General features: G+C 65.4%; 20 protein-coding genes. 17 read left to right on the forward strand and 3 right to left on the reverse strand.

Translation table 11 applies throughout. The annotated features are described in order from the left end of the window. Positions 1-73 precede the first annotated feature (73 nt). A complete protein-coding gene (locus DVB37_RS19585) occupies positions 74-964 on the forward strand; it encodes a LysR substrate-binding domain-containing protein (protein ID WP_046804814.1) in 891 nt (296 codons plus the stop codon). Between the two features lie 19 nt (positions 965-983). Here DVB37_RS19585 and DVB37_RS19590 read toward each other — a convergent pair whose 3' ends face one another. From DVB37_RS19590 to DVB37_RS19600, 3 genes are all read right to left on the reverse strand, one after another. After that, complete coding sequence (locus tag DVB37_RS19590; protein WP_046804813.1) at positions 984-1,961, reverse strand: tripartite tricarboxylate transporter substrate binding protein; 978 nt, start codon at positions 1,959-1,961, stop codon at positions 984-986. A 115-nt stretch (positions 1,962-2,076) separates the two neighbouring features. Continuing rightward, positions 2,077-2,991: an NAD(P)-dependent oxidoreductase gene (locus tag DVB37_RS19595; RefSeq protein WP_120156517.1), complete on the reverse strand. Its 915-nt coding sequence runs from the start codon at positions 2,989-2,991 to the stop codon at positions 2,077-2,079. Beyond that, positions 2,988-3,401 (reverse strand): carboxymuconolactone decarboxylase family protein, encoded by a 414-nt coding sequence (locus DVB37_RS19600; protein ID WP_046804811.1) that lies wholly within the window; start codon positions 3,399-3,401, stop codon positions 2,988-2,990. Before DVB37_RS19600 ends, DVB37_RS19595 begins: the two co-directional genes overlap by 4 nt. Positions 3,402-3,629: 228 nt before the next feature. On the opposite strand from DVB37_RS19600, the gene DVB37_RS19605 reads away from it, so the two are divergent. From DVB37_RS19605 to DVB37_RS19680, 16 genes are all read left to right on the forward strand, one after another. Then, entirely contained in the window at positions 3,630-4,850 is a 1,221-nt protein-coding gene (locus DVB37_RS19605; protein ID WP_104144125.1) for an ABC transporter substrate-binding protein, read from the forward strand. Positions 4,851-4,898: 48 nt separating this feature from the next. Next, positions 4,899-5,759 (forward strand): branched-chain amino acid ABC transporter permease, encoded by an 861-nt coding sequence (locus DVB37_RS19610; RefSeq protein ID WP_046804809.1) that lies wholly within the window; start codon positions 4,899-4,901, stop codon positions 5,757-5,759. Beyond that, the gene (locus DVB37_RS19615) at positions 5,756-6,733 is read left to right on the forward strand and encodes a branched-chain amino acid ABC transporter permease (RefSeq protein WP_104144126.1); all 978 of its coding nucleotides are present in this window, start codon (positions 5,756-5,758) and stop codon (positions 6,731-6,733) included. Before DVB37_RS19610 ends, DVB37_RS19615 begins: the two co-directional genes overlap by 4 nt. Beyond that, positions 6,726-7,466, forward strand: coding sequence for an ABC transporter ATP-binding protein (locus DVB37_RS19620; RefSeq protein ID WP_104144127.1), 741 nt, complete (start codon positions 6,726-6,728; stop codon positions 7,464-7,466). The genes DVB37_RS19615 and DVB37_RS19620 overlap by 8 nt, the downstream gene beginning before the upstream one ends. Continuing rightward, the gene (locus tag DVB37_RS19625; protein WP_104144128.1) at positions 7,463-8,176 is read left to right on the forward strand and encodes an ABC transporter ATP-binding protein; all 714 of its coding nucleotides are present in this window, start codon (positions 7,463-7,465) and stop codon (positions 8,174-8,176) included. The genes DVB37_RS19620 and DVB37_RS19625 overlap by 4 nt, the downstream gene beginning before the upstream one ends. Before the next feature lie 117 nt (positions 8,177-8,293). Next, entirely contained in the window at positions 8,294-9,034 is a 741-nt protein-coding gene (locus DVB37_RS19630; RefSeq protein ID WP_120156518.1) for a GntR family transcriptional regulator, read from the forward strand. Beyond that, a complete protein-coding gene (locus DVB37_RS19635; protein WP_120156519.1) occupies positions 8,979-10,256 on the forward strand; it encodes an alpha/beta fold hydrolase in 1,278 nt (425 codons plus the stop codon). Before DVB37_RS19630 ends, DVB37_RS19635 begins: the two co-directional genes overlap by 56 nt. Further along, positions 10,253-11,098, forward strand: a complete 846-nt coding sequence (locus DVB37_RS19640; protein ID WP_120156520.1) for an N-acyl homoserine lactonase family protein — start codon at positions 10,253-10,255, stop codon at positions 11,096-11,098. The genes DVB37_RS19635 and DVB37_RS19640 overlap by 4 nt, the downstream gene beginning before the upstream one ends. Before the next feature lie 101 nt (positions 11,099-11,199). Further along, on the forward strand, positions 11,200-11,625 hold the full coding sequence (locus DVB37_RS19645) for a universal stress protein (protein WP_104144132.1): 426 nt from the start codon (positions 11,200-11,202) through the stop codon (positions 11,623-11,625). A gap of 167 nt (positions 11,626-11,792) precedes the next feature. Further along, on the forward strand, positions 11,793-12,248 hold the full coding sequence (locus DVB37_RS19650) for a CBS domain-containing protein (RefSeq protein WP_046804803.1): 456 nt from the start codon (positions 11,793-11,795) through the stop codon (positions 12,246-12,248). Between the two features lie 28 nt (positions 12,249-12,276). Continuing rightward, positions 12,277-12,801 carry a flavodoxin family protein gene (locus tag DVB37_RS19655; protein ID WP_104144133.1) on the forward strand — a complete coding sequence of 175 codons (525 nt, stop codon included), beginning with the start codon at positions 12,277-12,279 and terminating at the stop codon, positions 12,799-12,801. Positions 12,802-12,976: 175 nt separating this feature from the next. After that, positions 12,977-14,065 (forward strand): PAS domain-containing sensor histidine kinase, encoded by a 1,089-nt coding sequence (locus DVB37_RS19660; RefSeq protein WP_120156521.1) that lies wholly within the window; start codon positions 12,977-12,979, stop codon positions 14,063-14,065. Beyond that, positions 14,050-14,715: a response regulator transcription factor gene (locus DVB37_RS19665; RefSeq protein WP_082134470.1), complete on the forward strand. Its 666-nt coding sequence runs from the start codon at positions 14,050-14,052 to the stop codon at positions 14,713-14,715. The genes DVB37_RS19660 and DVB37_RS19665 overlap by 16 nt, the downstream gene beginning before the upstream one ends. Before the next feature lie 178 nt (positions 14,716-14,893). Continuing rightward, complete coding sequence (locus DVB37_RS19670) at positions 14,894-15,628, forward strand: helix-turn-helix domain-containing protein (protein ID WP_046804799.1); 735 nt, start codon at positions 14,894-14,896, stop codon at positions 15,626-15,628. Positions 15,629-15,728: 100 nt separating this feature from the next. Beyond that, a complete protein-coding gene (locus DVB37_RS19675; protein WP_120156522.1) occupies positions 15,729-16,229 on the forward strand; it encodes an RNA polymerase sigma factor in 501 nt (166 codons plus the stop codon). Continuing rightward, positions 16,216-17,292, forward strand: coding sequence for a FecR family protein (locus DVB37_RS19680; protein ID WP_120156523.1), 1,077 nt, complete (start codon positions 16,216-16,218; stop codon positions 17,290-17,292). Before DVB37_RS19675 ends, DVB37_RS19680 begins: the two co-directional genes overlap by 14 nt. Positions 17,293-17,470 lie beyond the last annotated feature (178 nt).

Raw genomic sequence — 17,470 nt, forward strand, 5'->3', positions numbered from 1 at the left:
AGGCAGACTGTAGGCGCGTTCTTTCTCAGCGTCTGTCGAATCTTATTGTTCGACCATTGAGTTGTTTTCAATCATGCACAAACTCAGAAATCGCCTGGGCCCACTGCGGGTTCTGGATGCCGTCCACCGAGGCGGCGGCGTGGGGCGCGCGGCCGAATTGCTGCACGTCACGCCCGGTGCGGTCAGCCACCAATTGCGCCGGCTGGAAAGCGATCTGGGGGTGCAATTGGTGCATAAGGACGGCCGCGACATCGCCTTCACCACCGTCGGCACCGAGCTTGCCCTGGAGGCCGCCGAACTTTTCGATCAACTGGAAGCCGCGTTGGCCAGGGCGGCCGAGGCCGGCGCCAACCGCCGCATCCGCGTCAAGGTAATTCCCAGCTTTGCCATCAAATGGCTGATGCCACGGCTGGGATCGCTGTATGCGCAACACGCCGATATCGACATTGAAGTAGCCACGGTGGCGCGCGCCGATGACACCGAATTGCACAACGCCGATTTCGTCGTGCGTTGCGGCGACGGCCACTGGCCCGGCCTGCGGGCCGACTTGTTATTTCCGGACGAGTTGGTGTTGGCGTGCTCGCCCGCGCTGGCCAAGCGCGTGCATCGCGCGCAAGACGTACTAGGCGAAACGCTGCTGCAATCCATGATTGCACCCGACTGCTGGGACCGCTGGCTGCTGTCGGCGGGCTTGAGCGCAAGCAGCGACACCCGTTTCATCCCGCTGGCCAATGCCGTGCTGTGCTTGCAAGCGGCCGCCGAAGGGCTGGGCATCGCGGTAACGCAACGCGCCTACATCACGCAGGACTTCGCCACCGGCCAGTTGGTCCAACCGCTGGCCCACACCGCGCGCAGCAGCAACGGCTACTACCTGGTCAGCAAGCCCGACCGCGCCGCCACCGCGCCGTTCAGCACGTTTACCGATTGGCTGATCAGCGTGAAGCAGGCGCGCGGCGGACCTTGATGCGGGTTGTTTTACGCAATCAATTCACGGTGATGTTCGCTTCTTTGATCAGCTCGGCAAAACGCGGAACGTCCTTTGCGATCAGCGCCTGGAACGCAGCCGCGCCCTGCTGCTTGGCGTCCGGGGCCTGCGCGGCAAGCTTGTCCAGCGACTCGCGCACCCCGGGGCTTTTCAAGGCCGCCGCCAGGGCTTGCTCGAGCCGTGCGATCACGGCGGGCGGCGTGCCGGCTGGCGCGGCGATGCCGTTCCACACGCTCATGTTGAAGTCGGGTACGCCGCCTTCCGCGAAGGTGGGCACGTCGGGAATCTGCGGCAGGCGCGAGGCAGCGGCCACAGCCAGCGCCGTGACGCGCTTGCCTTCATGAATCGGAATCATCGTGACGGTCTGGTCGATCACCGCGTCCACCGTACCCGCCATCAAATCCGCAATGGCCGGGCCGGCGCCCCGATACGGGACCTGCATGCCCTGCGTATTCGTCACATGCAGAAAGTACGCAGCAGCGATATGGCTGGTCGACCCCGACCCCGCATTGCCAAAGTTCACGTCGGCGCCATTCTTTTTCAAACGCGCCACAAAGTCGGGCAGCGTGGTGATGCCGCTTTTCTTGCTGACGGACAGCACCATCGGCACCGTGGCAACCAGCCCGATGGCGCTCATGTCGCGACGCGGGTCGAACTTGGCCTTGGGGTACAGCGACGGCGCAATGGCCAGCGACCCCATGTTGCCGAAGGTGATGGTGTAGCCGTCGGGCGCGGCGCGCGTGACGCGCTGGTTGCCGATCATGGTGCCGCCGCCGCCCAGGTTTTCCACCACGACGGTCTGGCCCAGGTTCTCTCCCATGGCTTGCGCCACGATGCGGGCCAGTCCGTCGGTGGACCCGCCGGCCGCGTACGGCACCACCATTGAAATGGCACGCGTGGGATAGTTTTGCGCCAGGGCGTTGGCGCCAAGCGTGATCAGGCCGGCGCCCAGGGTCGCCAGAAAAATCTTCTTCATGGTTTGCTCCTCGCTATTTGTGCCGGCAACAGCCGGCCCTCCGCCTTGTCTTGGCGGTTGGGGTGATGCAGGTTGAAAGGCGGCGCGGCGGCTGCCGCGCCGTGGTGGAGACGGCCTAGCTTTTCCTGGCCGACAGCTCCACGCCGGCCAGTTGTTCGGACAGACGCGCCACGGCGGTGTGGTCCTGGCCCTTGCCCAGCGTTTTGCCCGCTGACGCCCAGAGCTCGCGACACAGCGAGGCAAACGGCGTGGGCGTGCCGGTATCGGTGGCGATGCCCAGCGCAATGCCCAGATCCTTGACCATCAGGTCCAGCCCGAAGCCGGAATTGAATTCCCGCGACAGCACGAACTGCTTGAATTTCTTCTGCGTGGAATTGTTCATGCCGGTGGACGCGTTCAGCACGTCCACGATCACGTTGGGGTCCAGGCCGAACTGCTGGCCGATGATCATGGCTTCAACGCCGATCAAAAAGCCGCCCGCCGACACCAGGTTGTTCAACGCCTTCATGGCATGGGCGCTGCCGACATCGCCCACGGGGGTAATCGACGTGCCCATCGCGGACAGCGCGGGGCGCACGCGTTCCAGCGTGGCGGCGGGGCCGCCGAACATGATGGACAGTTCGCCGGTACGCGCGCGCGGCACGCCGCCCGACACGGGCGCGTCCACCATCTGGCCACCGGCGGCGGCCACGGCCTGGGCCAGCCGCTGCGTATGCGCCGGCACGCCCGAGCTCATTTCCACCACGACGCTGCCGGGGCGCAGCCCCGCCAGCGCGCCCTGGTCGCCGCCCAGCACCTGTTCCACGATGGCGCTGGTGGGCAGCATCGTGACGATGATGTCGGACTGCGCCGCCAGTTCGGCGCAGGTGGCCGCGGCCTGGCCGCCGACCTCCTGCGCGAATTTATCGGCCTGGCCGGGCACGGCATCAAACACCGTCACCGCGAAGCCCGCCTGCACCAGCCGCGCCGCCATCGGCCAGCCCATGCTGCCGATGCCGATCAGGCCCACGCGTTCTTGCGATGCGCTCATGCTTGCTGCTCCTTGAAGGCGCCCTCTTCCTCCAGCACCTGGTTGGCCACCTTGAAGGCGTCCAGCCCGGCGGGGATACCGCAGTACACGGTGGCTTGCAGCAGGATTTCCTTGATCTCTTCAACCGTCACGCCATTGGTCAGCGCGCCTTTGACGTGCAACTTGATTTCCGCCGGTCGGTTCAGCGCCGTCAGCATCGCCAGGTTCAGCATGCTGCGCGTTTTCTTTTCCAGGCCGGGGCGGCCCCAGGCGTAGCCCCAGCACCATTCGGTGGTGATGTGCTGGAAGGCCATCATGAAGTCGTTGGCGCGGGCCAGCGAACCGTCCACGTATTCGGCGCCCAGCACTTCGCGGCGCAGCTTCAGGCCTTGGTCGAACAGGGCTTGGGTTTCGGATTTGGTGTCTGCCATAGGTTCCTCGTTGGTGATGGTGACGGGTGTCAAACCGGGGCTGTGCCCGGTCGCGGGTTTGTCTGGAGTCGGTTCTAGTTTGTCTGATTGTCAGTCAAGTTTCGTCCGAACGTCAATAGTCGGATTGTCCGACAATCTTCTTGACTGCTTAAAGTTTGAACACAATAATGCGGCAAAGCGCCGGGCTGGCTGCCGTGCGCCCTCAACCACAAAAGCCAGGAGACAACCATGAAAAGCTTTCCCAAACAGGCCGTGCGCCACGGGCGTCGGGAATTTGTCGCGGGGCTGGGCGCGGCCGCGCTGGCAGCCACCCTGCCGGGCCGCGCGCTGGCGGCGCCGGCCGACATCAACGTCGGGGTGATCCTGCCCTTGTCTGGCGCCAACGCGCAGTTCGGCATCAATTCGCGGCAGGGCCTGGAACTGGCCGCCGACGAGATCAATGCGGCAGGCGGCATCAAGGCGTTGGGCGGTGCCAAGCTGAAACTGATCATCGCGGACGCCACGTCCCAGCCCACTACCGCCGCCACCGTCGCGCAGCGCCTGATCACGCAGAACCGATGCGTGGCGCTGATCGGCGCCTATGCCTCATCCTTGACCCTGGCCGTGTCCGAAGTGACCGAACGGCGTGGCATCCCGCTCTTGACCATGTCGTTCTCGGACGTGCTGACCGAACGCGGCTTCAAGCACATCTTCCAGGTGGTCTCCAAGGGCTCGGTGCTGGGCCGCGCGCAATACGACTATGCGGCCTCTGTCGTGGCCGGCGCGTCCGACATCAAGAAGATCGCGCTGCTGTACGAAGACACCGCCTACGGCACGTCGCAGGCGATCGGTGTGCGCAACGCGGCCAAGGCGGCGGGCGCGCAAATCGTGCTGGACGAGGCCTACCCGTTGGGCATTACCGACGTCACGCCACTGATCAGCAAGCTGCGCGCGTCGGACGCCCAGATCGTGTTTCCGATTTCGTACTTGAACGACAGCCTGCTGATCATCCGGGTGATGCGCCAGCAACGCCTGACGGTGCCCATCGTGGGCGGCGCGGCGGGCTATGTCATTCCCGACTTTGCCAAGGCGCTGGGGCAGTATTCCCAGGCCGTGCTGTCGATTGCGCCGGCCAACTACGACCAGGCGCCGGAATACACCGAGCGCTATCGCAAGCGCTTCGGCACCTTCATGCCGCACGAGGCGCTGGAACACGCGGTGTGCGCGGGCGTGCTGGCGCAAGCGCTTGAGGTGGCGGCGTCCGACAAGCCCGAGGCGGTGTCCAAGGCGCTGCGCGCGCAGAAGTACGACCAGGGTTGGGCGGGCGTGATGTCGGGTGGCGGCGTGCATTTTGACGCCAACGGCCTGAACACGCTGGCGCAGCCGATCATGGTGCAGTGGCAGAACAACGAGCTGGTCTCGGTGTGGCCCAGGGCGCTGGCCAAGGGCGCCGTCATCGCCGCCAGCTAGCGCGCGTCGCACACAAGCAAGCTTACGAACCAAGCACAAGGGACAGTCATGCAATTCTTGCAGGCGCTGGTGGACGGCATGTTGCTGGGCGGCGTGTATGCGGTCATCTCGATCGGGTTGACGCTGGTCTTCGGGGTGGTGTCCATCGTCAATTTCGCCCAGGCCGAGTTCCTGATGGTGGGCATGTTCGTCGCCTACTTCGCCTGGAAGCTGCTGGGGCTGGACCCGCTGCTGGGGTCCTTGCTGTCATTCGCGGTGGCCTTCGTGCTGGGCGTGCTGACGCAAAAGTTCTTGATCAACCGGGTGTTGAAGGCGCCGGCGGTGGCGCAGATATTCCTGACCGTGGGCCTGCTGATCGTCATGGAAAATCTGGCGCTGATCCTGTTCGGCTCGGAGTTCCGCTCGGTGCAGACGCCGTATCAGATGACGGCGCTGGCGGTTGGCCCAATTCTGCTGAGCGCACCGTACCTGCTGGCCTTCACGGTGGCGTCGGTGGCCGGGTTGACGCTGTGGTGGGTGCTGAAGAAAACGTGGTGGGGCATGGCGGTGCGCGCCACGGCGCAGGACCCGATGGCGGCGCGGCTGTCGGGCATTTCCACGCATCGCGTGCATCAGCTGGCCTTCGGGCTGGGCGTGGGCCTGACGGCATTGGGCGGCGGCATCATCCTGCCCTACCTGACGGCGTCCACCACCGTCGGCGCGCAGTTCAGCGTGCTGATGTTCACGGCGGTAGTGCTGGGCGGGCTGGGCAGCGTGCTGGGCGCGGTGGTCGGCGGCATCGCGGTCGGCGTGATCCAGTCGCTGTCGTCGCTGGTGCTGCCCATGCAACTGCAAAACCTGGTGCTGTTCGCCATCTTCATCCTCGTCCTGGCCGTGCGCCCGGAAGGTCTTTTGAAAAGGGCTGCATGATGGCGACGACTCGACAATTCCTGCCATGGGCCGCGTTGTTTGCCGTTGCGCTGGGCGCGCCGTGGCTGATGCAAGACCAGGGCTACGGCATTCGCGTGCTGACGCTGGTGCTGCTGTTTGCCGCCATGGGGCAGTCCTGGAACATCGTGGGCGGGCTGGCCAACCAGATATCGTTAGGGCACGCCGCCTTCTTCGGGCTAGGCGCCTATACCTCCACCCTGCTGTTGCTGCGCTACGGCATTTCTCCCTGGCTGGGCATCGTGGCGGCAATGGCCGTTGCCGCGGTGGCGGGCGCGCTGCTCAGCCTGCCGACCATGCGGCTGCGCGGCCATTATTTCGCGCTGGCCACGCTGGCGTTCGGCGAGGTGCTGCGCGCGGTGGCCAACACCTGGGCATCGGTGACGGGCGGACCGGTGGGCCTGTCGATTCCGTTTGCTGAAGGCGTGGCGCAGATGCAGTTCAAGTCCAGCATCCCCTACTACTACCTGATGCTGGGCGCCGCGCTGGTCACGTCGGTGGTCTTCGCGCTGATCAGCCATTCGCGCCTGGGCTACCGCCTGCGCGCCGTGAAGGCCAACCCGCAGGCGGCGGAAGTCATCGGCGTGAACACCGCACAAACGCGCATACTTGCCGCCGTGATCTCGGCGGCGTTGATGGGCGCCTGTGGCACGCTGTACGCACAGTTCATCTATTTCTTCGACCCCGACACGGTGTTTTCGCTGGTGGGCATCTCGGTGCGCGTGGCGCTCATCTGCATCATCGGCGGCGTGGGCACGGTGGCCGGACCGCTGATCGGCGCGCTGGTCATCATCCCCCTGGAAGAAGTGTTCAACGACTGGCTCTCGGGCCACACGGCGGGCGTATCGCAACTGGCCTTCGGGCTGATCCTGATCGCCATCATCCTGATCGAGCCGCGCGGCCTGTCGGCGCTATGGACGCGGCTGCGCAACCTGACGCGGGGCCAGCATGCCTGACATCCTGAAGGTATCGAACGTGCAGCGCCGCTTTGGCGGTTTGAAGGCCGTGGACGATGTGTCGTTCAGCGTGGCGCGCGGCGACATCCTGGGCCTGATCGGCCCGAACGGCGCGGGCAAGACCACGCTGTTCAACCTGCTGGTTGGCCTATATGCCAGCCAGGGCGGCCGCATTGAATTGGACGGTGTGGACGTCAGCGGCCTGCGCCCCCATCAGATCGCGGCGCGCGGCATGACCAAGACTTTTCAGAACGTGGCGCTGTTTCCCGAAATGACGGTGCTGGACAACGTGCTGGTGGGAGGCCTGCTGCGCCACGACGTGCCGCGCGCGCGCCAGGTCGCCCGCGACAACCTGGACCGCGTCGGCCTGTCCGCCATTGCCGCCAAGCCGGCCGGCGAGCTGTCGTTTCCCGAGCAGGCCCGGGTAGAGCTGGCGCGTGCGCTGTGCACCGACCCCAAGGTGTTCTTGCTGGACGAGGTGATGGCGGCGCTGAACGAATCCGAAATGGATGCCCTGCTGGATCTGATCCGCACGCTGCGCGACGAGGCGGGCATCACCTTCATCGTGGTGGAACATCACATGCGCGCCATCATGCGGTTGTGCAACCGCATCCTGGTGCTGTCGTTCGGCCAGAAAATTGCCGAGGGCAGCCCCGCCGAGATCGCGTCGAACCCGACGGTGATCGAGGTCTACCTGGGCAAATCCATGGAACAGTCGGAGGCGGCGGCATGAGCCTGTTGCAGATCCAGAACCTGACGGCCGCCTATGACCGCAGCCCGGTGCTGCACCAGGTGTCGCTGGACGTGCCCGAAGGCGGCTTCATCGCGGTGGTGGGCGCCAATACGGCGGGCAAGAGCACGCTGCTGCGCTGCATATCAGGGCTGCTGGACAAGGTCAGCGGCAGCATTCTTTTCGACGGCCGCGACATCCTGCGCTTGCCGCCGCACCGCATTCCGGAACTGGGCATCGCCCACGTGCCCGAAGGCCGCCACGTCTTTCCGGACATGACGGTAGAAGAAAACCTGTACCTGGGGGGCTACACGCGCCGCCGCGACATGGCGGGCCTGAAGCGCGGTTGCGACCGCGTCTACGCCCTGTTTCCCCGCCTGCTTGAACGGCGCCGCCAGGCCGCCGGCACGCTGTCCGGGGGCGAGCAGCAGATGGTGGCCTTTGGCCGCGCGCTGATGCTGGAGCCCCGGTTGTTGCTGCTGGACGAGCCCAGCCATGGCCTGGCGCCCAAGATCGTCGAGGAAATGCACCAGGCCATGATCGACATCCACCGCAGCGGGCTGACCATCTTGCTGGTGGAACAGAACACGCGCCTGGCGCTGTCGGTGGCCGAACACGCCTACGTGCTGCAATCGGGGACGATGGTGCTGTCCGGCCCCAGCGGCGCGCTGTTGGAAGACAGCCGTGTGCGCGCGGCGTACCTGGGGTTATAGCGATGGCCTGCCGGCGGGATATATTGCGTCTTTACGTTGAACCGGCGGTGCGCCGCGGCCGGGCCAAAAGCCCCTGTCGCCGCCTGCGCGCACCGCTACGCAAAGCGAGAGACAGCCATGCCCCCTAACGGCGCAGTATTTGAAAAACCGACCACCCTGCGCACCCGCGTCGAGGAATTCCTGCGCGCCTCCATCATGGACGGGCGCATCAAGGGCGGCGAACGCCTGCGCGAAGCCGAACTGTGCGAACAGCTGAACATCAGCCGCAGCACGCTGCGCGAGGCGTTGCGCACATTGGAAGCCGAGCGGCTGATTTCCATCGAACCGCATCGCGGCCCGACGGTGGTGCGCATTACCGAGAAGGCCGCGCGCGATCTGTATTCGCTGCGCGCGCTGCTGGAAGGCTTTGCCGCGCATGAATTCGCGCGGCTGGCCAGCGACGTCGACGTCGAGCGCCTGCGCAAGGCGGTGGACGCGCTGCACCGCCAAGCCAAGGGCAGCAACAAGTCGGCCTTGCTGGCGGCCAAGCGCGATTTCTATGACGTGCTGCTGTCGGGCTGTGACAACGACCTGATCAAGGACATGCTGCCCGGCCTGCTGTCGCGCATCAATCTGCTGCGCGCCACGTCCTTCGCGCGGCCGGAACGGCTGCCGGAAAGCATGGCCGAAATCGACCACATCTTCGAGCGCATCCAGGCTCGGGATGCGCCAGGCGCCCAGGCCGCCGCGCAGAACCACATTGTGAATGCGGAACGCACGGCGCTTGAAGTGCTAAGGCGCCAACAAGAGGAGACATCCACCCGTGAAGGCGATCGACCAGGAACTGAGGGCCGCGACGGCCCTGGCGCAGCAGGATAGCGAATTCATCGCGGCCACCCGGGGCCTGCCCAGCGCCATCTGGCTGCAAGTCGGCGCGCAGCCGGAGGACCGCATGCTTGCCTGGGCCGGCCAACCCGCCGCCCCGTCGCAGTGCCTGGTCATCAGCGCGCCGCCGGACACATGGCGCAAGCTGCTGCAACCCGCCCCGCCACCGGGTTATCAGTCGTTTACCGCCGCGCAACGCCAGGCCCACGGCCTGCGCGTCAAAGGCGATGCGCTGGCCATTGCGCAGGCGCTGCATGCCCTGGAACGCCTGTTCGAGATTTTGCGCGGCCAGCATGACGCGGCGCCTACCCTGCTGGACCGCAGCGCCATCGCGGGCCATTACGTCAACCTGGACCTGGGCGGGGCTGACCGGGGCGTGAGCGACCGGGGCGCGACCGACGGGGGCACCCCCCCCACCTCTCTGTACGTGGAAACCAGCGGCCTGGCGGACGGCCCGCCGCTGTTGATGCTGCACACCGCCGGCGCCGATTCGCGCCAATATCACGCGCTGATGGCCGACGCCGAGCTGCGTCGCCAATGGCGCATGATCGCTTTTGACATGCCCGGCCACGGCCGCAGCATGCCCTTGCCCGGCCAGGCCTGGACCGAAGCGGGTTTGACCCGTGACGCGTATCTGCGCACCTGTGTGGCGGTGATCCGCCAGGTGGTGGGCGCCCCCGCCGTCCTGCTGGGCTGTTCGATGGGCGCGGCGATGGCGCTGGTCGTCGCCGCCCGCAGCCCGGACGATGTGGCCGGCGTGGTGGCGCTGGAGGCGCCGTACCAGGCCAGCGGCCGGCGCACGCCGCTGCTGTGCCATCCCCAGGTCAACCAGGCGGCCCACAACCCGGCCTATGTGCGCGGCCTGATGGGCCCGGCCGCCACGCTGGACGCGCGCCGGGACGCCGCGTGGATCTACTCGCAAGGCGGCTTTAACGTGTATGCCAACGACCTTTGGTTCTATAGCGAAGACTTCGATGCCGCCGAACACCTGGCGGGGTTGGACACGCGCCGCTTCGGCGTGTCGCTGTTGACGGGCGCCTACGACTATTCCGCCAGCCCGGACGACAGCCGCCGCGTGGCGGCGCGCATTCCCGGCGCGCGCTTCACCGAGATGCCCGAGCTGGGCCATTTCCCAATGGTTGAAAACCCGCAACGGCTGATGCAGTACTTGAAGCCTGAACTGGACCACCTGCGCGCCACCAGGGGAATTGCATGACGCTGCCGAACCACGAAGTCTATGCCTTGCGCTACGCCACCGTGGCGCGCCGTCGCAGCCAGAACTTCATTACCCCGCCCGACCCGCACGACGGTCCCATGCCGATGGATTATTTCGTCTGGGTCATCCGCCATGACAAGCGGGTGTGGCTGGTGGACACAGGCTTTAACGAGGCCGCCGCACAGGCGCGGGGCCGGGAGTTTTTGCGTTGCCCGATCGATGCGCTACATACCCTGGGCATCGCGCCCGCCGATATCCTGGATGTGATCGTCACGCACCTGCACTACGACCACGCCGGCAACATCCGCAAGCTGCCACGCGCCCGCCTGCACCTGCAAGAAAGCGAACTGCATTACGCCTGCGGCTGCAACATGCGCTTTGACATGCTGCGCCACGCCTATGCCGTGGAGGACGTGGTTGATGTGGTGCGCGGGGTATATGACAAGCGGGTGGCCTTCTACCACGGCCACGACGAAATCGCGCCCGGCCTGCAACTGCTGCACATCGGTGGCCACACGCAAGGCTTGCAGGCGGTGCGCGTGCATACGGCGCGCGGCTGGGTGGTGCTGGCCTCCGACGCCAGCCACTACTACGACAACATGGGCCTGGACGCGCCCTTTCCCATCGTGTTGAACGTGGCCGACATGCTGGCCGGCTATGACACGCTGCTGAAGTTTGCGGATTCCCCCGACCACATCGTGCCCGGCCACGACCCGCTGGTGCGCGTGCGCTACCCCGCCCTGGTGCAAGGCAATGCCGAGATCGTGGCGCTGCACCAGGCGCCTTTGCGCAATGCCGAATCGGGGACAAATTGCGCGCCCGCTTCCTCCGAGTCTGGTTAACAGAAACTTGATCCCGGTCAATGGATGCACGCGCCACGGTGCAAAGATGACATGCGCACCGACGACCATCGGGCCGTGGGCGACCAAGATCTGGAGGCATCGTGAAAAACGTTTTGATCCCCGTGGACGGGTCCGCCAACGCGCTGCGCGCGGTTCACTACATGGTTGAGCACATCCGCGAATATGGCCCCTGCACCGTGCATCTGCTCAATGTCCAATTACCCATCGTGTCGGGCTCGGTGCTTGCGTTCGTATCGCAGGAAATGATCCAGGACTACTACAACGACGAGGCCAAGACGGCATTGGCCGATGCGAAAGCGGCGCTGGACAAAGCGGGCGTCCAATATGAAGCGAGCATGCGGGTTGGACCCATTGCCGAATCGGTCAAGGCGTATGCCACCGAGCACCAGTGCGATCACATCGTCATGGGTTCGCGCGGGCTGGGAGCGGCGGGCAGCCTGCTGCTGGGGTCTGTCGCCTTGAAGGTACTGCACGCGGTCCACATCCCGGTCACGCTGGTGAACTAGGCCGACGGCTTATCAATGCCCCGGCTAGGCCGCTCATCAACTCGGCCGCCCCGCCCTTTTCGCTCGACCCTGCTTGACCCAGATCAACATTGCGGCCTGGCAGAAGGCCACTATGGAATCCACGATTCCACAGGACAGGATACGGCCCCGCCATTCCGGAGAACACCATGCTTGCGCGCGATCTCATGACCCCCGCCCCCTTTTGCGTGACCGCCAGAACCCCTGTATCGCAGATCATGCATGCCCTGCTGGACCGCGAGATCAGCGCCGTGATGGTGCTGGGCGACGACGGCGCCTTGATGGGAATCGTCAGTGAGGGCGACTTGGTCCGTCGCAAAGACAGCGGGCATCAAAAAAAGCTGGATCATTGGCTGGCGGCGCTGGCGGAAGGCGAGTCGCTGAATCTGGATTTCCTGCACAGCCTGCAACTCAGCGAGCAAACCGCCGCCAACGTGATGAGCAGCCCTGCCATCACGGTGCGGGAAACGGCCGGCGTGGCCGAGATTGCGGACGTGCTGCTCACGCATGGGATCAAGCGCGTGCCCGTCACGCGCGAAGGAAAGTTGGTGGGCGTGGTCAGCCGGCGCGACATCCTGCGCGCGCTGCTGGCTCAGGAAACATGATGCCGCTCGGGCGGCAAGGGGCCTGACCATGGGACGCATCGGCATTTTCTTTTATTCACGCACCGGCACCGGACGCATGGTGGCCCAGCGCCTGGCATCGGTCAGCGGCTGGCCCGCTTACGAAATCCGCGATGTCTCGCCGCGCGTGGGGTTGCAGGGCGATCTGCGCTGCGTGCTCGACGTTCTGCTCAAGCGCAGCCCGCCGTTTCGTTACGACGGCCCCGCGCCGGACCAGTTTGAACACGTGGTGCTGATCGCGCCCGTGTGGATGCGGGCGCTGGCGGCGCCCATGCGCTCGTTCCTGACAACGCACGGCCGGTTGATCCGCGCGTACTCGGTGATCTGCGTCATGTCCGGATATGGCGGGTTCCGCGCGGTGGACGATATGGTCCGCGCCGCGGGAGCCAAGCCTCGCTCTGTGCTGCTGTTGAAGGAGTCCGAGGTGCTGGCCGAGGAATGCGATGCGTCCCTTTGCCGCTTTCGCGAGCAGACGCTGGCTGCCCCGGGCCCGGGCGGCTGGAACGACCCGCTGCTGCCCTCGATCGACGCCTGACGCCTGCCCCTGACGCTTCGGCCAGGCGGCGTCATCGTTCATACGTACTAGTGCGCATTTCGCACTGCGCAGCGCGCATGGCGCGGTGTCGTGATGTCTATGGATTCGCGCAGTAATGTGTGCTGCAATGATTTGTCGCCGTTCAAGGCCAAGTCGGGGCTTCGCACATTTTGCAATGACGCCATCGCCTATCGCCCCGCCGCTGCTGGACATCATCCAGTCCGCTACCGAGCCGATCATCACGATCGACGAGCATCAACGCATCGTGATGTTCAACCCGGCGGCCGAACGCGTGTTTCTATGCCAGGCCCGACAGGCCATCGGCGCCAGCCTGGACATCCTGATACCCGTGCGTTTTCGCGCGATTCACGCCAAGCACGTCAGCCGATTCAAGGATACGGGCGTGTCGGACCGGCAGATGGGCCTGGGCGCGCCGCTATGGGGTCTGCGTTCCAACGGCGAAGAATTCCCGATGGAAGCGTCCATCTCGCAAACCCGGACCGACGCCGGCGTATTCCTGTCCATCTTCCTGCGCGACATCACAGAACGCCAACGCATCGACCAGGCCCTGCGCGCCTCGCGCGACGAGTTGACGCGGCTGTCCAACGCCTTGCTGCATGTGCGCGAACAGGAAAAGAAACACATCGCACGCGAGCTGCACGACGACCTGGGCCAGAGCCTCACGGCGCTGACCATGGAACTGGCCCAACTGGAAGCCGGGCTGGCGCCGGAGGACATAGGCGCCCGCGAGCGGGTGCGCGCCATGCGTCGGGTGATCAAGGCGACCTTCGCTTCGCTGCGGCGCATTGCCTCGGACCTGCGGCCCGTCATGCTGGATGACCTGGGCCTGGCCGCCGCGGTGGAATGGTTGGTCGCCAATTTTGTGTCGCGCTATGGCATCGACACCCATGCCGACATACGCATGGGGCCGGCCGAACCCTCCAAGCGTGTCGCCACGACGCTGTTTCGGGTGGTTCAGGAAGCGCTGACCAATATCGCCAAGCATGCCCAGGCCACGCAGGTGCGCGTCCAACTTTCTTGCGACCAAACGCACTGCAAGCTGACGGTGCAAGACAACGGCGTGGGCGCGACGCCGGAAAGCCTGACCAAGAAGCTGCCCCTGTCGCTGGGGCTGCAAGGCATACGCGAGCGCGTGCGGCTGCTTAACGGAGAAGTCACCATCAACACCCGGAAAAAAGGCGGATTCCGGCTGCACGCCGACGTGCCGGCGCAGCATCCCGAGTCCCCATGGGAGGAATCGTGATTACCGTCATGCTGGCAGACGATCACACCTTGCTGCGGGAAGGCCTTCGGCGCCTGCTGGAGCAGGCGGGCGACATCCTGGTTCAAGGCGAAGCGGCAAACGGCGTCGAAGCGATGCAGTTGCTGCGGCAACATCAGGGGGATCTGCTGGTGCTGGACATGTCGATGCCGGGCCGCGACGGCGTGGAACTGATCCGGCAAATCAAAAATGCGCATCCGACGCTGCCCATCCTTGTGCTGACCATGCATGGTGAACAGCAGTACGCCGTGCAGGCGATCAAGGCGGGGGCGGCGGGATACCTGACCAAGGACAGCGCCGCCGAAGAATTGGTGCAGGCGGTGCGAAAAGTGGCGGCGGGGGGGCGCTACCTGAGTCCCTTGCTGGCCGAGAGCATCGCATTCGAGCGGCACGGCCAGACCGGTGACCTGCCGCATTCGTTGTTGTCCGATCGCGAACTCTCCGTGTTCCGTTACCTGGCTTCCGGCCTGGACAACTCAGACATCGCGCGGCGCTTGTTCCTTAGCGTCAAGACCGTCAGCACCTACAAGAGCCGGATCCTGGTCAAGATGAGCCTGCGCAACCAGACCGACCTGGTGCGTTATGCCATCCGGCATCGCCTGATCGACGATCACGACCCGCCGGATGACTAAGTGCACCGTGTAGGAATATTCCTACGCGCGTCAGGCTTCTTCGGCGTCAACTGATGAGCCGCGCTGATAGCCGGAGGCCGGCAAGACTTCCATACTACGGTCGAGCCTGCGGGTGTGAGCAGCGCTCTGATCCTCGGACGAGGAAAGTCCCGTCGTCCCAACCTAGCGAGATGCCGCCATGGACGCTGCCCTTGTCAGTCCCAGCAACATCGCATGGCAGCCCGCCATGCCTTCCGCTTGCCAGACGTGCTCGGCCGAACGCTTCTGCCGTCCGGTGGGGCAAGCCGAACCGTCTTCCATGTTCCCCGTGAACCGTAGCCGCAAGGTGATTCATCGCGGCGAATCCGTCTACCGGACCGGAGACGCGTTGCAGAATTTCTTCCTGCTGCGTTCGGGATCGGTCAAGATGCGGGTCACCAACTCCTCGGGGCTGGAGCAGATCACCGCGTTCCCGGTTGCCGGCGCCATGCTGGGGTTGGACGGCATCGAAACGGGTCACCATACCTGCGACGCCATCGCCCTGGAAGATTCACTGGTTTGCGTGCTGCCGTTCGCCGATCTGATGCGCAACTGCCGCGACGACTTTGGCGCGGCCCAGCATTTCAACCGTTTGATCGCGCACGACACCAACCAGTACTGCCGGCTGCTGCTGACCCTGGGTTGCATGTCGGCGGAAGAACGGGTGGCGGGCTTCCTGATAGGCATTTCCGAACAAATGTCCGCCAGCGGTTATTCGCCCATGGCCTTCACGCTGAAGATGACGCGCGAGGACATCGCCAACCATCTGGGCATGAAGGTCGAGACCGTCTGCCGGGTGTTTTCGCGGCTACAGGAGGCGGCATTGGTGCAGGTGCGCAAACGGCAACTGGAGATCCGTAACGTAGACGCGCTGCGCAAGATGAGTTGCGGTTAGCGGCGCGGCGCCGGTGCGCCGTCCATCACGCCAGCTCACCGAAAGACGCAAATGCATATTAGAATCAATAACTTTTCATTTGCCCAAGCGTTTCTCTCTCATGTCCCACCCTCCCAAGGCCAGGAAAGACTGGCTCGCCCATTACGCGGAGATGATCGGCAAATGGCGCGGGCGGGGGCACGAGGATGGCGAGGACGCCATGCACGACACCGTGGTGGGCATGCTTGAAGGCGACGTCGCGGCGATTTATGATCCCCGCGCCTACCTGTCGCGCGGCACCTCGAACCGGCTGGTCAGCAAGCATCGGCATGTGAGCACGCTGGAAATCACGTCGCTGGACGAGATGGCGCGCAGCGACCACCCCGCCACGCCGCCCGCCGATGACGGCGTGCGGTTTCAGCAACTGGCCGACGAACTTACCCGCGCACTGGAAGACCTGCCCCCTAAGTGCCGGCACGTCTATCTGCGATGCCGGCTGGAAGGCTGGACGCATACCGAGATCGCGCAAGAAATGGGCCTGTCGCGCAGCATGGTGGAAAAATACATGACGCGCTCGGTGCGTCACATCAACGAACGGCTGCAACACCATGCCCCACTCTGAAACCGGCTACCCCGCACCCGGCCACGGTGGCGGCGACCCCAGGCACCCGCGCATGCCGCCGCGCAATGACGACGGCGGCAGCGATGGCAGCGACGCGCTGGACCATCCCGCCGACGCCGCCCACTGGTTTGCGCGCATGCAGTCCGGCGAAGTCACCGCCGCGGACCGGCAGGCCTTCACCGCCTGGCGCGATGCCAGCCCCGACAACGACCACGATTACCGCCGCCTGAGCGCCCAATGGGACGCCGTGCTGTCGCTGCCGCATGCGCGCCTGCGCGGCTTGATGGACGCCTCGCTGACGGCGCCCCGCCCGCCCGCGATGTCGCGGCGGCGCTTTGGCCTGCGCGTGGCGGCGGCCTGTGCGGTGCCGCTGGTGGCCGGCTTGGTGGCGGCGCCGTTCGTCTTTGACGGCAACGACACGCTGGTCAATTACGCCACGCGCAAGAATGAGCGGCGCGAGGTCACCTTGCCGGACGGCTCGGTGCTGAGCCTGAACGGCGACACTCGCGTGGCGGCCCGTTTTGGCGCGGGGGAGCGGCGCGTGGAACTGGAACAGGGCGAAGCATTTTTCGATGTGCGGCACGATACGTCGCGCCCATTCGTGGTGGTCGGCGGGCTGGGGCAAGTCACCGTGACGGGCACCCGGTTCAATGTGCGGCGCGACAGCGACCGTTTGCAGGTCAGCGTGGAATCCGGCTCCGTGCGTTTGCAGACGGGGTCCTGGTGGCGCCGGCACGAACGCCGGCTGAGCGCCGGCCAGCAAGCCGTTGCCTACCCGGGCAGCACGTTAAGCGAGGTCGCCGCCGTCAATGTGCAGGACCTGACGGCGTGGCAGCGCGGCAAGATCATATTCAACAACGTGCCGCTGGCCACCGTCATCAGCGAGATGAACCGCTACCTGCCCCGGCCCGCCAGCCTGGACGCCCCGGCGCTGGCGCAACACCGCGTGTCCGGCATCTTCAGCGTGGACGACCCGCTGGCGATGATCGATGCGCTGCCGGCCATTGCCCCCGTCACGCTGGACCGCCAACAGGACGGCGCGATACGCATCGTGGCGCGTTGAGGGGGGGCGCTGATCCACGGGTCAGCCGATCCGCTGGTCCCGGGCGCGCCGGCCCTTTTGTAACACACCGGTTACACAATAATATCGATTCTTATTCCGGTTTTCGTGGGGCTCATGCGTCTAGATAGGAAGGGGCCGATCGCCCCAGGGCATCCCTGCCCGATTCCGTTGAAACCGG

It is taken from the genome of Achromobacter sp. B7 (assembly GCF_003600685.1).
GTDB lineage: Bacteria > Pseudomonadota > Gammaproteobacteria > Burkholderiales > Burkholderiaceae_B > Achromobacter > Achromobacter spanius_B.

Coding starts and splice junctions, on each gene's coding strand:
- DVB37_RS19625 (WP_104144128.1), top strand. CDS start 7,463: ATGAGCCTGTTGCAGATCCAGAACCTGACGGCCGCCTATGACCGCAGC.
- DVB37_RS19670 (WP_046804799.1), top strand. CDS start 14,894: ATGGACGCTGCCCTTGTCAGTCCCAGCAACATCGCATGGCAGCCCGCC.
- DVB37_RS19585 (WP_046804814.1), top strand. CDS start 74: ATGCACAAACTCAGAAATCGCCTGGGCCCACTGCGGGTTCTGGATGCC.
- DVB37_RS19620 (WP_104144127.1), top strand. CDS start 6,726: ATGCCTGACATCCTGAAGGTATCGAACGTGCAGCGCCGCTTTGGCGGT.
- DVB37_RS19590 (WP_046804813.1), bottom strand. CDS start 1,961: ATGAAGAAGATTTTTCTGGCGACCCTGGGCGCCGGCCTGATCACGCTT.
- DVB37_RS19630 (WP_120156518.1), top strand. CDS start 8,294: ATGCCCCCTAACGGCGCAGTATTTGAAAAACCGACCACCCTGCGCACC.
- DVB37_RS19680 (WP_120156523.1), top strand. CDS start 16,216: ATGCCCCACTCTGAAACCGGCTACCCCGCACCCGGCCACGGTGGCGGC.
- DVB37_RS19665 (WP_082134470.1), top strand. CDS start 14,050: ATGGGAGGAATCGTGATTACCGTCATGCTGGCAGACGATCACACCTTG.
- DVB37_RS19640 (WP_120156520.1), top strand. CDS start 10,253: ATGACGCTGCCGAACCACGAAGTCTATGCCTTGCGCTACGCCACCGTG.
- DVB37_RS19595 (WP_120156517.1), bottom strand. CDS start 2,991: ATGAGCGCATCGCAAGAACGCGTGGGCCTGATCGGCATCGGCAGCATG.
- DVB37_RS19610 (WP_046804809.1), top strand. CDS start 4,899: ATGCAATTCTTGCAGGCGCTGGTGGACGGCATGTTGCTGGGCGGCGTG.
- DVB37_RS19615 (WP_104144126.1), top strand. CDS start 5,756: ATGATGGCGACGACTCGACAATTCCTGCCATGGGCCGCGTTGTTTGCC.
- DVB37_RS19675 (WP_120156522.1), top strand. CDS start 15,729: ATGTCCCACCCTCCCAAGGCCAGGAAAGACTGGCTCGCCCATTACGCG.
- DVB37_RS19600 (WP_046804811.1), bottom strand. CDS start 3,401: ATGGCAGACACCAAATCCGAAACCCAAGCCCTGTTCGACCAAGGCCTG.
- DVB37_RS19650 (WP_046804803.1), top strand. CDS start 11,793: ATGCTTGCGCGCGATCTCATGACCCCCGCCCCCTTTTGCGTGACCGCC.
- DVB37_RS19655 (WP_104144133.1), top strand. CDS start 12,277: ATGGGACGCATCGGCATTTTCTTTTATTCACGCACCGGCACCGGACGC.
- DVB37_RS19660 (WP_120156521.1), top strand. CDS start 12,977: ATGACGCCATCGCCTATCGCCCCGCCGCTGCTGGACATCATCCAGTCC.
- DVB37_RS19605 (WP_104144125.1), top strand. CDS start 3,630: ATGAAAAGCTTTCCCAAACAGGCCGTGCGCCACGGGCGTCGGGAATTT.